Annotated in this window: 11 protein-coding genes; 8 read left to right on the forward strand and 3 right to left on the reverse strand. The window is 64.3% G+C overall.

The features are described 5' to 3' along the window. The first annotated feature begins 48 nt into the window (after window positions 1-48). The 7 genes from ACSJJT_RS02325 (at window position 49) to ACSJJT_RS02355 (ending at window position 7,810) form a co-directional block, all read left to right on the forward strand. On the forward strand, window positions 49-1,341 hold the full coding sequence (locus tag ACSJJT_RS02325) for an ABC transporter substrate-binding protein (protein ID WP_435916747.1): 1,293 nt from the start codon (window positions 49-51) through the stop codon (window positions 1,339-1,341). Beyond that, window positions 1,338-2,342 carry a carbohydrate ABC transporter permease gene (locus ACSJJT_RS02330; RefSeq protein WP_435916748.1) on the forward strand — a complete coding sequence of 335 codons (1,005 nt, stop codon included), beginning with the start codon at window positions 1,338-1,340 and terminating at the stop codon, window positions 2,340-2,342. The genes ACSJJT_RS02325 and ACSJJT_RS02330 overlap by 4 nt, the downstream gene beginning before the upstream one ends. Then, window positions 2,335-3,189: a carbohydrate ABC transporter permease gene (locus tag ACSJJT_RS02335; protein WP_435916749.1), complete on the forward strand. Its 855-nt coding sequence runs from the start codon at window positions 2,335-2,337 to the stop codon at window positions 3,187-3,189. The genes ACSJJT_RS02330 and ACSJJT_RS02335 overlap by 8 nt, the downstream gene beginning before the upstream one ends. A 402-nt stretch (window positions 3,190-3,591) precedes the next feature. Then, window positions 3,592-4,113: a rhomboid family intramembrane serine protease gene (locus ACSJJT_RS02340; protein ID WP_435917035.1), complete on the forward strand. Its 522-nt coding sequence runs from the start codon at window positions 3,592-3,594 to the stop codon at window positions 4,111-4,113. Window positions 4,114-4,146: 33 nt separating this feature from the next. After that, complete coding sequence (locus ACSJJT_RS02345) at window positions 4,147-5,136, forward strand: 1,4-dihydroxy-2-naphthoyl-CoA synthase (RefSeq protein WP_435916750.1); 990 nt, start codon at window positions 4,147-4,149, stop codon at window positions 5,134-5,136. Window positions 5,137-5,175: 39 nt separating this feature from the next. After that, on the forward strand, window positions 5,176-6,342 hold the full coding sequence (locus ACSJJT_RS02350) for an AMP-binding protein (protein WP_435916751.1): 1,167 nt from the start codon (window positions 5,176-5,178) through the stop codon (window positions 6,340-6,342). A gap of 277 nt (window positions 6,343-6,619) precedes the next feature. Then, window positions 6,620-7,810, forward strand: coding sequence for an isochorismate synthase (locus ACSJJT_RS02355; RefSeq protein WP_435916752.1), 1,191 nt, complete (start codon window positions 6,620-6,622; stop codon window positions 7,808-7,810). Window positions 7,811-7,816: 6 nt separating this feature from the next. Here the strand turns inward: ACSJJT_RS02355 and menD are convergent, their stop codons facing one another. The 3 genes from menD to lepA form a co-directional block, all read right to left on the reverse strand. Continuing rightward, window positions 7,817-9,367 carry a 2-succinyl-5-enolpyruvyl-6-hydroxy-3-cyclohexene-1-carboxylic-acid synthase gene (gene menD / locus ACSJJT_RS02360; protein ID WP_435916753.1) on the reverse strand — a complete coding sequence of 517 codons (1,551 nt, stop codon included), beginning with the start codon at window positions 9,365-9,367 and terminating at the stop codon, window positions 7,817-7,819. Next, window positions 9,364-10,305 (reverse strand): o-succinylbenzoate synthase, encoded by a 942-nt coding sequence (locus ACSJJT_RS02365; protein WP_435917037.1) that lies wholly within the window; start codon window positions 10,303-10,305, stop codon window positions 9,364-9,366. Before ACSJJT_RS02365 ends, menD begins: the two co-directional genes overlap by 4 nt. A gap of 65 nt (window positions 10,306-10,370) precedes the next feature. Beyond that, window positions 10,371-12,218, reverse strand: a complete 1,848-nt coding sequence (gene lepA / locus ACSJJT_RS02370) for a translation elongation factor 4 (RefSeq protein ID WP_435916754.1) — start codon at window positions 12,216-12,218, stop codon at window positions 10,371-10,373. 142 nt (window positions 12,219-12,360) lie between these two features. On the opposite strand from lepA, the gene ACSJJT_RS02375 reads away from it, so the two are divergent. Continuing rightward, window positions 12,361-14,274 carry an alpha-amylase family protein gene (locus tag ACSJJT_RS02375; RefSeq protein ID WP_435916755.1) on the forward strand — a complete coding sequence of 638 codons (1,914 nt, stop codon included), beginning with the start codon at window positions 12,361-12,363 and terminating at the stop codon, window positions 14,272-14,274. Window positions 14,275-14,346: the final 72 nt, after the last annotated feature.

Below are 14,346 nucleotides of genomic sequence, written 5' to 3' on the forward strand. Positions count from 1 at the left end.
CAGGTTCAACGTGTGAAGTTTCAATAGTTTGAGGTTTAAGCTGCCACCATGACTATCTCTCGCCGTCACTTCCTCACCGCATCCGCCGGTTTGGCCACTGCCGCAGTTCTGACCGCATGCGGATCGAACACCGGCGGCGTCTCCACCAATTCGAAGTCGAGCGCCCCTTCGAGTGGCTCCGGAAAGATCGTCCAGTGGTACCACGAGTACGGTGAGAAGGGCGTCCAGCAGGCCGTCAGTCGCTATGCCAAGAATTACAAGGACGCGACGGTCACCGTGAAGTGGAACCCCGGCACCGACTACATGAAGCTGCTGGCCACCACCCTGCTGTCCGGATCAGGTATTCCTGACGTCTTCGAGTCAGAGTACGGGGCCACCCTCGACATGATCCAGAAGGGTCAGGTCGTTGACCTCACCGACACCATCGGTGACGCCAAGTCCAAGTTCTCGCAGCCGGTACTGGATCGCATGACCCTCGACGGCAAGATCTACGCGATCCCGCAGGTCGTCGACATGCAGCTGCTCTACTACCGCAAGTCGGCCCTGGAAAAGGCCAAGCTGTCGGCCCCGACCACCTTCGAGCAGCTCGTCGAGGCTGCCAGAGCCGTCACAACCAAGGAGATGGGCGGATTCTTCGCCGGCAACGACGGTGGCATCGGTGTGCTCGGCAACCTCCTCATCTGGGCCTCCGGCTTCGACCAGCTCAACGACGACCACACTGACGTCGCCTTCATGGAGCAGGCCTTCTTCGACGCCGTCGCCGCTTACCGCGACTTCTACAAGTCCGGCGCCCTGTTGACCGCCGCCTCCAAGGACTGGTTCGACGCCTCCCCATTCGTCAACGGCGAGACCGCCATGCAGTGGGGTGGTTTGTGGTCGCTGGGCGACATCTCCAAGAAGTGGAAGGACGACTTCGACGTCATCCCGTTCCCGGCCATCGGCACGTCCGGCGAGCAGACCGTGCCCTTCGGTGCCTACGGCTCCTGTGTCGCCGCCAAGGGGGCGAGCAACGACGTCGAGGCCGCCAAGAAGTACGCCAAGTGGCTGTGGGTCGATCAGACCGACAAGCAGGTCGACTTCGCCAACTCCTATGGCACCCACATCCCGTCGCAGCCTGACCTCACCGACAAGTGCTCCCAAATCAACAGTGGCGCTGGCAAGGACGCTGCCGAGATGGTCGACAAGCACGGCAAGGCCGCGACCCTGTTCTGGACCTCCAAGATTTCCGACGCCTACAGCGCCGCACTCACGAACGTCGTCAAGAAGGGGGCAGACCCGAAGTCGGCCTTCGCCGGGGTGCAGTCAACGGCCAAGGCCGAACTCAAGCGCGTCAACAAATGAGTTCGTCGGCAGTCTCGAAGCCCCCGACCCGCAACGTCTGGCAGCGGATCCGGGGGCACCAGGGACGCAACCTCTGGTTTGCCCTGTTCGTTGCGCCGTTCCTGATCGGGCTGCTGGTCTTCGTCTACATCCCGATCATCTGGAGCGCCTACTTGTCGTTCTTCGATGCCCGGGCAACCCTGTCCCCCACGAAGTTCATCGGTTTCGCCAACTACCAGAACTTGTTGTCGGACACCCTGTTCCGCAACTCGATGCTGGTCTTCATCGTCTTCGCGATCTTCATCATCCCGCTCACCTACGCCTGTTCTCTGGCCCTCGCGCTGGCCCTCAACAACGTCGGCACGTTCCGGGCCTTCTTCCGCTCCTCCTTCTTCATTCCAACGGCGTGTTCCTATGTCGTCGCGGCGATGGTCTGGCGGCTCAGCTTCTTCAACGGAGCACGGTTCGGTCTGGCGAACTCCCTGCTGCGCAAGATCGGTGGCAACAACATCGACTGGTTGTCCGGAGTGGGCTACTGGTACTGGATCGCGCTGATCTCACTGCGGCTATGGCTGCAAGTCGGCTACTACATGATCCTGCTCATCGCGGGTCTCAACCGCATCCCCACAGACACCTACGAAGCTGCCGCCATTGACGGCGCCGGTCGCTGGGCCACCCTGCGTCACGTCACCATGCCCCAGTTGCGCGGGGTGAGCGCGGCCATTCTCATGTTGTTGCTCATCGGTGCTTTCCAGGCCTTCGACGAGTTCTACAACTTGTTGTCCTCCTCGGGCACCTACCCGCCCTACGCTCGTCCCCCGCTGGTGCACCTGTACCTCATCAGTGTCGGCGGGGCAGATCAGGATCTCGGCATGGGCGGTGCCGGAACCGTCATCCTCACCGCCATCATCGCACTGTTCGGACTGGCCCAGAACTGGCTCATGAGCGGCCACGAGCGCCGCGAGAAGACAGCCGCCAGGCAAGCTGCCAAGGCTCGTCGCAGGGAGGTGTCCCATGGCTGAGGAACATTCCCACATGGTCACGGGCCGCTCCGGGAGATTCCTGCACGGTCTCAAGATCGTCGTGCTGTTCATCCTGGCCCTGCTGTTCCTGCTGCCCTTCTACGTCATCTTTCGCAATGCCTTCAGCAGCTCGGAGGCATTCGTCGCCGCGGACTGGAAGTGGTTGCCCGATAACCTCGACTTCTCGGTGCTGCGGGATCTCTTCTCAGACACTGACCTCGATTTGCCCGGGGCGATGGTCCACTCGGCCATCCAGGCGATCGGACAGACAGTGCTGACGGTCATCGTCAGTTTCATGGCTGGCTACGGGCTGGCAAGGTTCCGCAACAAGGCTGCGACGGTGGTGCTGCGTCTGACAATCCTCACCCTCATGGTGCCGACCGCCGTCACCTTTGTGCCGAGTTTCATCATGACGACCCAGTTCGGGTGGATCGACTCCTACCGAGGCCTCATCATCCCGATGATGTTCTCGGCCTTCGCGACCTACATGTTCCGGCAGTCCCTGCTGGAGTTTCCCAAGGAGTTGGAGGAGGCGTCGAACCTCGACGGAGCCAACCCGTGGACGACGATGTGGCGCATTGTCGTCCCCAATTCCAGGGGAATCATCGCAGCCATCTCGACGATCACCTTCATCGGCGCCTGGAACTCCTTCCTGTGGCCACTGCTGGTTGCTCGAGACAACACCACAACCGTCCAGCTCACGCTGAGTCGATTCATGACGAGCCAGGGAGTCAACTATTCCGAACTCTTCGCCGGTGCCCTGGTGGCAATCGTTCCGGTCGTCATCGTCTTCCTCGTTCTACAGCGCTACTTGGTGCAGGGCCTGGAGACCTCCGGCATGGACTGAGTCCTGGACGCCACCGTCCCCTGCCGACGCCGTCGACAAACATCATGAGGGCCGAGTGGCAGATGAGGGCGGACGTGTGACAACGGACGGTGTTGAGACAGCGGTTCACCGCGTTGGTGACGATGTTCGTCCTGACACCGGTGAACCACGTGAAGACGTCCGGATGATCCGTCATGCGGTCTCCCTCGGCCTTCTGTCGCTCTTGGAAACCTGCTTCGTATGTTGGGCACGGCAGAACCACACTGCCGAGTCTTTTGTGATAAAACTCACAAACGTTTCCGGATTCTTCTTTGCCACACTGGATACATGACTTCCTACCTGCCTCCGTCGTCCACCCCTGTCCGCCGACGTCAGGCCGAACCGCCGAGCCGCACGAACTCCATCGCCAGCAGCGCCAGGGTGATGGCCGTCGTTGTCGCGATGATGTGGGTCCTCGAGATCGTCGACACCATGCTCGGCAACACCCTCGATCAGTTCGGGATCCACTCCTGGACCGGTCAGGGACTGTGGGAGATCTTCACCGCCCCGTGGCTGCACTACGGCTGGGCCCATCTGGCGGGCAACTGCGTGCCACTCTTCGCTCTCGGCATGCTCGTCTACATGGAGTCGACGCGGACCTGGGTCGTCTCGGGGCTCATGATCACGGTGTGCTCGGGGCTCTTCGCGTGGTTCTTCAGCGCGCCGGGAACCATCACGCTCGGCGCCTCCGGAATCGTCTTCGGTTGGTTGGCCTATCTTCTGGTCCGAGGCCTGTTCACCAAGAGACTGCGCGACATCCTGGTGGCCATAGTCGTCTTCCTCATCTACGGGTCAGTGCTGTGGGGTGTGCTTCCGGGACAAGCCGGGGTGTCCTGGCAAGCGCATCTGGGCGGTGCGATGGGCGGCGTCATCGCGGCGTCGTGGCTGGCTCGTCGTCCCAGGTGAGGCAGCGCTGCCTGGAGTGGTAGCTTCCATCGGGTGAGCACCCTTCCTTTCGTCTCCGACACCTTCGACGCGGACCGCTGGCGCGAGATCAGCCTTCCCAGCGATCCGCTGACCGACATGACCTTCCACCGCCTCATCTCACGAGGTGAGGTCGATCACGCCCCGGCTGGCGAGGACCTTCCGGTGGTACGGATCGCCTTCGACCGTCCTGCCATCCGCAATGCCTTCCGCCCACACACCGTCGACGAGCTGTACCGCTGCATCGACGCGGCGCGCTGTACCCCTGACGTGGCAGCAATCATCCTGACCGGGAACGGCCCTTCTCCCCGCGACGGCGGATACTCCTTCTGTTCCGGTGGTGACCAGCGCATTCGTGGCGCAGCCGGTTACCAGTACGAGTCCGATGAGGCGGCCGGCGACGAGGACCTGGCCACCGACGCTCGCCGGGAGCGGATCGCCAAGGGGCGCTTGGGACGTCTCCACATTCTCGAGGTCCAGCGGCTCATGCGCGCCACTCCCAAGCCGATCATCGCCGCCATTCCTGGTTGGACGACCGGCGGTGGCCACTCCCTCATGGTGGTGGCCGACATGGCGGTGGCCAGCCGTGAGAACGCCCGGTTCAAGCAGGTTGACGCCAACGTCGGCTCCTTCGACGCCGGATACGGTTCAGCCCTGCTGGCTCGCCAGATCGGTGACAGGAAGGCCCGCGAGATCTTTTTCCTGGCAGAGACGTACACCGCCGAGCAGGCTGAGCAGTGGGGCGTCATCAACCGCGCCGTCGATCACGCCGAGCTGGAGGACACCGCCATCGAGTGGGGTCTGACGATCGCCGGCAAGTCCCCACAGGCCATCCGAATGCTCAAGTACGCCTTCAACATGGTCGACGACGGCATCGCCGGTCAGCAGGCGTTCGCCGGTGAGGCGACCCGCATGGCATACATGACCGAGGAAGCCCAGGAGGGTCGCGACGCCTTTCTCGAGCACCGCTCCCCCAACTGGTCAAGCTACCCGTACTACTTCTGATTCCTCACCTGTGGACACCACGACCCGATGGGAGGCCCGATGGCCGAGACCGCGAGAGTGCACGTCGTCAGGGTGGAACGCACCCAGGCCGACGTCGACTGGTTGACCGAGCGTTTGACACGTTTCTTGCGTGGCTCGACGCGGTCAGTTCTCGTGCCGACCGGGAGCCAGGAGAATCCAGTGGCCACCCTTGAGGACGTCGAGAGGAGGACGGTGTTCCTGCCCGATGAGGTAGGGCTCGTGATGCGGACGTCAGGCTCGACCTCTGGTCACGGGCGTCTCGTGGGTATCTCGGCGGCTCAGCTGCTGGCGTCCATCAACGCCACGGATGCCCGACTTGGCGGGGCCGGAACGTGGGTGCTCGCCCTTCCCCCCAACCACATTGCCGGTCTGCAGGTTGTCGCCAGGGCCGCAGTCGGCGATCGCTCGGTGGTCGTCGTCGAGGGAAAGGTGACCCCTCGGGCCTTGTCCGACGCCATCGACGAGGCGGTACGCAGGGATCCGGACGGTCGGGTGCATCTGTCCCTGGTGCCGACCCAGTTGACCGACTGCATGGATGATCCGGTTGCTCGTGAGGCCCTGACGCGGTGTTCCACGATCCTCGTCGGAGGTGCCGCAACCTCGTCGCAGTTGGTTGCCGAGGCTCGGGCGGCAGGAATGCCGATCGTGCTGACCTATGGCATGAGCGAGACCTGTGGCGGGTGCGTCTACGACGGGGTTCCGCTCGACGGGGTGCAGGTACGCCTGGATGAGGATGGTCGGGTGTCCCTGTCGGGCCCCATGGTGATGTCGGGGTATCTCGACGAGGGGCCAACCGGGGATTGGTGCCTCACCGGGGACATCGCCCACTGGCAGGACGGTCGGCTCGTCGTCGATGGTCGGGCCGACGACCTCATCGTCTCCGGCGGGCTCAAGATCTCCCCCGGTCAGGTGGCCCATGCCGTCACCGCAACCGGGTTGGCGAGGGACTGCGTCGCCGTCGGGCTGCCCGACGAGAGGTGGGGGCAGGTCGTCACAGCCGTCGTCACGGGTTGCCAGGAGCCCCAGCGCATCCGGGACGCCGTCGATCTGTCACGGGAACTGCGTCCGCACATCGTCGTGACGACCGAAACCATTCCCATGCTGGCTTCCGGAAAGGTGGATCGCCTCGAGGTGAGGCGACTGGCCGAGCAGGCCAGAGCTGACGGATCTGCCTGGACGCGATGACTCCGGTCGCCGCTGCTGCGCATCGGTGACAACGTCAGCGTGGCAACGAGGATTCCGGTGGGCTGCCGCCTGAGGTAGGCCACCTCGGCGACAATGCTCACCACGTCGATGAGCAGACCGAGAATGACTCCATGATGGGGCTACGACTCGCCTGGCACCAGACCCTCATTGCGAGCCCTTTCTGCAGTGGTTCGGCCAGGCGATCACCGATGCAGGATCACCTGCGAGCGTGCCGCCCCCGCGGCCTATTGACAGGCTCAAGGTAGCATCTCCCCTCGTGCACACCTTGTCCTGCGATGTCGACTTGTCCGCTGCGAGTGGGGCTCGGTGGTTGGATGCCGCGCGTCGTTGCTGCCCACCCGAGGTCGACCCGTGGATCTGGGTGGCTCCCGACACCGATGACGCCCCTGCCATGGTTGGTTGGGGCGAGCAGGCCCGCTTCACCGCAAGCGGGCCTGACGCTGCCGAGAAGGCCTTCGACACCTATTCATCGTGGGCTGCTCAGCACTCTGAGGCAGCTCCCGTGGCGTTCGGGTCGTTCCCGTTTTCCCGTGACGAGGAGGGATTCCTCGTCGTCCCCGCTGTTCTCCTCGTCCGGCGCCACTTGGGCGAAGGCACTCTCGTCTTCGGCTCGAAATCCACTCCGATTCATCGCGAGGATTCCGACCTGGCAGTCATTGACGCCCAACTTCCCGATCTTGACGCCGAACACTGGCGCCAGGCGGTCAGCGCCGCAACGACTCGACTCTCCCAGGACTCCGAGCTGGAAAAAGTGGTGCTCTCGCGGTCGGTGACCGTCCGAGCATCCGCCTCGATGAACCGTGGACTCGTCGCGTCCCGCCTCTCGGGCAAGTTCAGCGGCTGCTGGACCTACTGCCATGACGGCCTGGTTGGCGCGACTCCCGAGCTGCTCGTTGACTGCCGCGATGGCCTGTTCCGTTGCCGGGTGCTCGCCGGTACCCGCAAGCCTTCCTGGTCCCACGAGCTGTTGCAGGATCCCAAGGAGCACCGCGAGCACGAGCTGGCCGTGGCTTCAGTGACCGATCGGCTTTCTGAAGCTGGCCTGTCCGACCCTGCCGTTCGAGGACCGTTCCTTCTGGAACTGCCCAATGTCACCCACCTGGCCACGGACATCACCGCCAGGGTCGGCACGACGAATGCCGCACAGATCGTTGACGTCATCCACCCGACGGCCGCAGTGTGCGGCACTCCTCGAGAGCTCGCCTACCAGCTCATCAAGCAGACCGAGATCACGGACCGGGGACGATTCGCCGGGCCCGTCGGATGGATGTCACCGAACGGGTCGGGCCAGTGGGCGCTGGCCTTGCGCTGTGGTCAGTTCTCCGAGGACAACCGATCCGTGCGGGTGCACGCCGGTGCCGGGATCATGCCCAGCTCCGACCCGGACAAGGAGTGGATCGAGACCGGGGCCAAGATGGAGGCCTTCAAGTCGGTGTTGGAGGGCTGAGACTCCTCACACCTGGGGCAAGGTCACCTCGACGATGCTTCGTCCGCGGACGGGTTCAGTCAGGAAATCCGTGCTCTCGACGCGCTGGTAGTCAGCTCCCACCGCCTTCGCCAAACTCGCGAGATCAAGCTCCTGCGGGGCCAGGAAGAACCTCTCCAACACTGGACGAGGGGCAGCTGCGTGCTCCAGCCCGGCGAAGATCGCTCCCCCGCCGTCATTGAGGACGACGACCTGGACGTCGACGTCGCGTTCCGCAGCACCCTTGAGCAGGGCGGTCGCGTCATGGGCTGCGGTGAGGTCCCCGACGACGACTCTTACCGGCATTCCCAGACCAAGGTGCAGGCCGACACCCGTCGAGATGGTGCCGTCGATCCCCGCCAATCCGCGGTTGGCAATGGCCACCGGCCCGCGCTGCTCGGGAACGGCACAGCGATCGAAGGAGCGGATGACGGCGGAGGCGCCGAGCACGAGAAGTGGCCCGACCCCGCGGCAGGCGTCGGCCCAGACAGCCGCGCAGATCTCGTCCTTGCACGTGACGGCGGTCGGACGGTCGGCGCGTTTCCATCGAGCGAGCCAGGCCTCGTCGCGGCTGGCGGTGCGCACCGTGATGGGTCCTGGGACGGTTCGGGCACCACCGGAGACGTCGGTCCAGCGAGAGCGGTCGGCGACGACGGTGACGGGATGAGTGGCCAGGAGTCGTGTGACGGGTCGTGACAAGGTGGGATGGCCTAGGACGAGAACGGCCTCGACCTCGTCAGCCAGATCAGTGCCGAGTATTCCCTGGTAGTCGGTGAGGGCGTTCTGCCCCACTCGGGCCCCGGAACTCGGCTCGGCCAGCAGCGGCCAGCATCCTTCCTCAGCCAGGGTGACGGCGTCGCGTCCGGCACCGTCACCAGCGACGACGACGGTATGAGGAGGCATCGCAACCGGCGTCGCCGGCCTGGCGACCCCGTCGACGACGCGAGGCTTGGGAGGAACGGGATGCCACGGCTCGTCGGGGACGAGCGGGTCACGGAATCCGACATTGAGATGCACGGGTCCGGGATCCGACGACAATGCCCCCCTGGCAGCAGTGACGGCACGCAGCACAAGTGCGTCGAGACGATCGTCGGCGGGGAAACCGGCGGGAATGGCACCGAAGAACCTCGGTGCCGTCCCGTAAATCCCCTCCTGGGTGGTGGTCTGGTTGGCGCCGGTGTGCCACATCTCGTGGGGACGATCGGCAGAGCAGACGATGAGCGGGACTCCACTGGCGTCGGCCTCCAACACCGCCGGATGCAGGTTGGCCACCGCCGTTCCGGATGTCGTCACGATGACGGCCGGACGCCACAGATCCTCCATCATCGAGGCGCGTGACAGGCCGAGGGCGACGAATCCGGCCACACGCTCATCGAGGCGCACATGTACCCGCAACCATCCGGCTGCCTCTGCGTCGGCCAAGGCGTAACCGGTGGGGGCGTCGCGGGACCCGGGGCAGTAGACGACATGTTCAACCCCGGCCCCGACAAGGGCACTCACCAATCGACGGGCAACTGCGGTGGAAGGGTTCACCGTCATCTCCGTTCCAGGTCGGCCAGGGCAGCCACGGTGAGATCCAGCCGCTCGGCCCATCTCGGGCACAGGTCGTCGTCGGGATCATCGGCCTCGACATCGACGACGCCTCGTTGCGGCGTCAGGCAGCCGTCGACGGGTATGAGGGGTGAGTCGCTGACGTCACCGCGGAAGAGCCTGAGGGTCCCCAACCCGCAGGCATGGTCGAGCTCGGGCAGGGCAGCAGCCAGGTGGGTGGCCAGTCCGATGCCGACGCTGGTGTCCAGGGCCGAGGAGACGACGGCGGGCAGCCCGGCGGCGTTGATGACCTCGAGTGCACGGGAGATCCCGGCCAGTGGCTGGACCTTGACGATGATGAGGTCGGCTGCGCCAGCTCGTGCCACTGCAACCGGGTCCTCGGCGCGACGTACCGACTCATCGGCTGCCACCGGGACATCGACCCGGCGTCGCACCTGAGCAAGGTCCTCGATCTGGGGGCAGGGTTGCTCGACGTACTCCAGCCCTTCGGCTGCGGCGTCGAGCTCGATGATGGCTCGTACTGCGGTCTCGACGTCCCATGCGGCATTGGCGTCCACCCGTATCTTGCCGTCTGGCATGGCCTCGCGCACCGCAGCGACCCGACGGCAGTCCTCGCGCAGGTCGCTGCGGGGATCGGCGACCTTGACCTTGGCGGTGGTGCAGGCGGACTCGGCCATCATCGTCCGGGCGCGATCGGCGTTGACGACCGGAATGGTGACGTTGACCGGGATGCGGTCTCGCCGGAGCGGCAATACAGGTTGGGTGGCCCCCTCGATTCCGGCCCGCAACCAGGATGCGGACTCGACCGGGTCGTAGTCCCAGAACGGGGACCACTCCCCCCAGCCCTCCAAGCCGTGCAACAGGGTTCCCTCGCGCACCTCGATACCACGGAACCTCACCGTGAGCGGCACTGTGAAGGCAATCATCTGGTCGATGCCGCGATCAGCCAGCTGGGGCGGAACCTGCAACCGGTGGGCACGCAGCCGGGAGCTCACTTCTTCTCCGTCGCCTCGCCGGTGCGCAGGGCGGCCACGAAGGCCTCCTGAGGCACCTCGACCGAGCCGACGACCTTCATTCGCTTCTTTCCGGCTTTCTGCTTCTCGAGGAGCTTGCGCTTTCGGGAGATGTCACCGCCGTAGCACTTGGCCAACACGTCCTTGCGGACGGCGCGGATGGTCTCTCGGGCAATGACCCTAGCGCCGATGGCGGCCTGAATCGGCACCTCGAACTGCTGGCGCGGGATGAGTTCCTTGAGCTTGGTGGCCATCGCGACGCCATAGGAATAGGACTTGTCGCGGTGGACGATCGAGCTGAGGGCGTCAACCGGGTCACCATTGAGCAGGATGTCGACCTTGACGAGGTCAGCAGTCTGCTCGCCCGCATCGTGGTAGTCCAGCGAAGCATACCCCTTGGTGCGGGACTTGAGCTGGTCGAAGAAGTCGAAGACGATCTCCGAGAGGGGCAGTCGGTACCGAATCTCCACACGATCCGAGGAGAGGTAGTCCAGGCCCTGCTGAACCCCGCGGCGCTGCTGGCACAGCTCGAGGATGGTGCCGATGTACTCGGCGGGGCTGAGGATGGTGGCATCGACGACGGGTTCGCGCACCTCGGCGATCCGTCCAGAGGTCGGGTACTCCGAGGGGTTGGTGACGGTGACGGTCAACCCGTCCTCCATGAGGACGTGGTGCACCACCGAGGGAGCCGTGGAGATGAGGTCGAGGTCGAACTCGCGTTCCAGACGCTCGCGCACGATCTCCATGTGCAGCAACCCCAGGAAGCCGACGCGGAAACCGAATCCCAAGGCGGTCGAGGTCTCGGGCTCGTAGACCAGGGCTGCGTCGTTGAGCTGCAGTTTGTCGAGGGCGTCGCGCAGCTCTGGGAAATCCTTGGCGTCAATCGGGAAGAGTCCCGAGTACACCATCGGCTTGGGGTGCTGGTAGCCGCCGAGATCCGTTTCGGAGGGCTTGGTGGCATTGGTGACGGTGTCGCCGACTCGGGACTGGCGGACATCCTTCACACCGGTGATGAGGTAACCGACCTCGCCGGTCGACAGTCCGTCGGCGGGTACCATCTCCGGGGAGATGACGCCGATTTCGAGCACCTCGTGAGCAGCACCGGTGCTCATCATGAGGATCTTCTCGCGGTGGCGCAGGGCGCCGTCAACGACCCGAACATAGGTGACGACGCCGCGGTAGGTGTCGTAGACCGAGTCGAAGATGAGGACACGGGCAGGGGCGTCGGCCACTCCTTCGGGGGCAGGCACCTCCGCGACGATGGTGTTGAGTAGGTCGCCCACCCCGTCACCGGTCTTCGCGGATACGCGCAGCACCTCTGACTCATCGCATCCGATGATGCCGGCAATCTCAGCGGCGTGACGATCCGGTTCGGCGCCCGGGAGGTCAATCTTGTTGAGGACCGGGATGATCTCCAGGTCAGCTTCCAGGGCGAGGTACAGGTTGGCCAGGGTCTGGGCCTCGATGCCTTGGGCCGCGTCAACGAGCAGAATCGCTCCCTCGCACGCCTGCAGGGACCTGGACACCTCGTAGGAGAAGTCGACGTGACCAGGGGTGTCGATCATGTTGAGGACGTGGGTGACGCCGTCGACCTCCCACGGCATCCGCACCGCCTGGGACTTGATGGTGATGCCGCGTTCTCTCTCGATGTCCATGCGGTCCAGGTACTGAGCGCGAGCGCTACGCTCGTCCAGGACACCGGTCATCTGCAACATCCGGTCGGCCAGGGTCGACTTGCCGTGGTCAATGTGCGCAATGATGCAGAAGTTCCGAATGATGGCCGGATCTGTGCTGCCAGGCTGAGGCGCGGACATCTGCTCCCTCATGTCTCGAAGATGGTACCGGGGGATACCCGGCTCAACCCCCAGTCTCTCACGCACCAGCGACACAGCGCCTGTCCCGGTACTCACCTCGACGGCCACACCGTCAACCATGACGGTCAGTTCCGCACCCGACTAAGATCGAATCATGGTCGCCGATGACAGCCTCCGACACGCGAGCCTTGATCCGCACACCCACCAATCCTTCACTCTGCGCTGGGAGCGTTATCTGCCTGATCTGTGGATCGGTCTCAGCAGGGTTTACGACGATCGCGCCGACGAGACCTTGCAGAGGGTCCGCGACATCCTCATGGCTCGGATCGCCGAGCGTCCCGATGACCTCAAGCGTCTCGACGAGGCTCGACTCCTCCAACCCGACTGGCTACAGCAGTCGTCCATGATCGGGTACGCCACCTACACCGACCGATTCGCGGGCACCCTCAGGGGCATCAACGATCATCTGGACCATCTGTCCGAGATGGGGGTGCGATACCTGCACCTCCTGCCCCTGCTGCAACCACGACAAGGAGCCAACGACGGGGGCTACGCCGTCGCCGACCATCACGCGATCCGTACGGATCTGGGCACGATGGACGATCTCGACGATCTGACGAGCGCGCTGAGGGGTCACGGCATCTCCTTGGTCATGGACCTGGTTGTCAACCATGTGGCAGCCGAGCACGAGTGGGCTCAGCGGGCCCGCGAAGGCCAGCAGAAGTATCGTGATTACTTCCGCATCCTGAAGACTCAGGAGGAGGTCGATGCTTGGGAGAACGATCTCCCGGAGGTCTTTCCGGACTTTGCGCGTGGCAACTTCACCTGGAACGACGACTGTCAGGGATGGGTCTGGACGACCTTCAACGAGTTTCAGTGGGACCTCAACTGGGCCAACCCCGACGTCTTCTGCGAGTTCCTCGACCTCATGTGTGAACTCGCCAACCGAGGGGTCGAGGTCTTCCGCCTGGACGCCATCGCCTTCATCTGGAAGAAGCTCGGCACCAGTTGCCAGAACCTCCCCCAGGTCCACGACCTCACCCAGTCACTGCGCCAGGCAATGCGGATCGTCGCTCCTGCCGTGGCCTTCAAGGCTGAGGCGATCGTCGGCCCCAATGATCTCGTGGGATACCTGGGAGAAGGTCGCCACTGGGGCAGGCTCTCGGACATGGCGTACCACAACAGCCTCATGGTGCAGCTGTGGAGCACCCTGGCCACCCGCGATGTCCGTCTCATGGAGACGGCCTTGAGTCGGTTTCCCGACAAGCCTTCGACGACGACCTGGGCCACCTATGCCCGCTGCCATGACGACATCGGTTGGGCAGTTGACGACGCTGACGCCCGAGACACCGGGCTGGACCCCGCCGCCCACCGTCGTTTCCTCTCCGACTTCTACTCCGGTGAATTCCCCGGGTCATTCGCGCGCGGCCTGGTCTTCCAGGACAACCCGGAGACCGGGGACCGTCGCATCAGTGGGTCTCTGGCGAGCCTCGCCGGGTTGGAAAGTGCTTTGGAGGCCAAGGATCCGGCGCTCATTGACGCTGCCATCGCCCGGATCGTCATGATGCACACCGCGATCCTGGGTTACGGCGGTGTGCCGCTCATCTGGATGGGTGACGAGGTCGGGATGCTCAATGACGACTGGCAGTGCAATCCTGATCATGCTGATGACAACCGGTGGGTTCACCGTCCGGTCATGGATTGGTCGCTGGTGGAGCAGGCCCAGGCCGAGCCGCACAGCGTCCCCGGTAGGATCTGGGGCGGGGTGAGACGCGCCATCAATGCCCGTCGTCGCAGCCCCGAGTTCCACGCGTCGGTGGAGACGGTCGTGCTCCCCTCACCCAACCGCAAAGTCATCATGTGGGGACGACCGCATCCAGAGGGCAGGATGATCGAGCTGTACAACGTCAGCGAGCACGAGGTCTGGTTCCCGATGGAAACCCTACGATCCGAACTCGATGACGTCGTCACCGAGTTGCTGAGCGGGTTCGACTACGACCTCACCCCCATGAACCTGCGTCTTGCCCCGTACGAGTGCCTCTGGTTGAGCGCTCGATCTGCATCCTGACACGACGAGAAACGAGACCGCGGAACGCCCGCTGATTTGGGGCCACCGCGTTGATTTGGTAGCATGTTCTGT

It is taken from the genome of Cutibacterium nasicola, assembly GCF_051303185.1.
Lineage (GTDB): Bacteria > Actinomycetota > Actinomycetes > Propionibacteriales > Propionibacteriaceae > Cutibacterium.

Bases quoted from the DNA above. Each gene is read 5' to 3' on its own strand.
- ACSJJT_RS02350 (WP_435916751.1), top strand. From the start codon at position 5,176: ATGGCCGAGACCGCGAGAGTGCACGTCGTCAGGGTGGAACGCACCCAG.
- ACSJJT_RS02330 (WP_435916748.1), top strand. From the start codon at position 1,338: ATGAGTTCGTCGGCAGTCTCGAAGCCCCCGACCCGCAACGTCTGGCAG.
- ACSJJT_RS02340 (WP_435917035.1), top strand. From the start codon at position 3,592: ATGGCCGTCGTTGTCGCGATGATGTGGGTCCTCGAGATCGTCGACACC.
- ACSJJT_RS02325 (WP_435916747.1), top strand. From the start codon at position 49: ATGACTATCTCTCGCCGTCACTTCCTCACCGCATCCGCCGGTTTGGCC.
- menD (WP_435916753.1), bottom strand. From the start codon at position 9,367: ATGACGGTGAACCCTTCCACCGCAGTTGCCCGTCGATTGGTGAGTGCC.
- ACSJJT_RS02375 (WP_435916755.1), top strand. From the start codon at position 12,361: ATGGTCGCCGATGACAGCCTCCGACACGCGAGCCTTGATCCGCACACC.
- ACSJJT_RS02335 (WP_435916749.1), top strand. From the start codon at position 2,335: ATGGCTGAGGAACATTCCCACATGGTCACGGGCCGCTCCGGGAGATTC.
- ACSJJT_RS02365 (WP_435917037.1), bottom strand. From the start codon at position 10,305: ATGATTGCCTTCACAGTGCCGCTCACGGTGAGGTTCCGTGGTATCGAG.
- lepA (WP_435916754.1), bottom strand. From the start codon at position 12,218: ATGAGGGAGCAGATGTCCGCGCCTCAGCCTGGCAGCACAGATCCGGCC.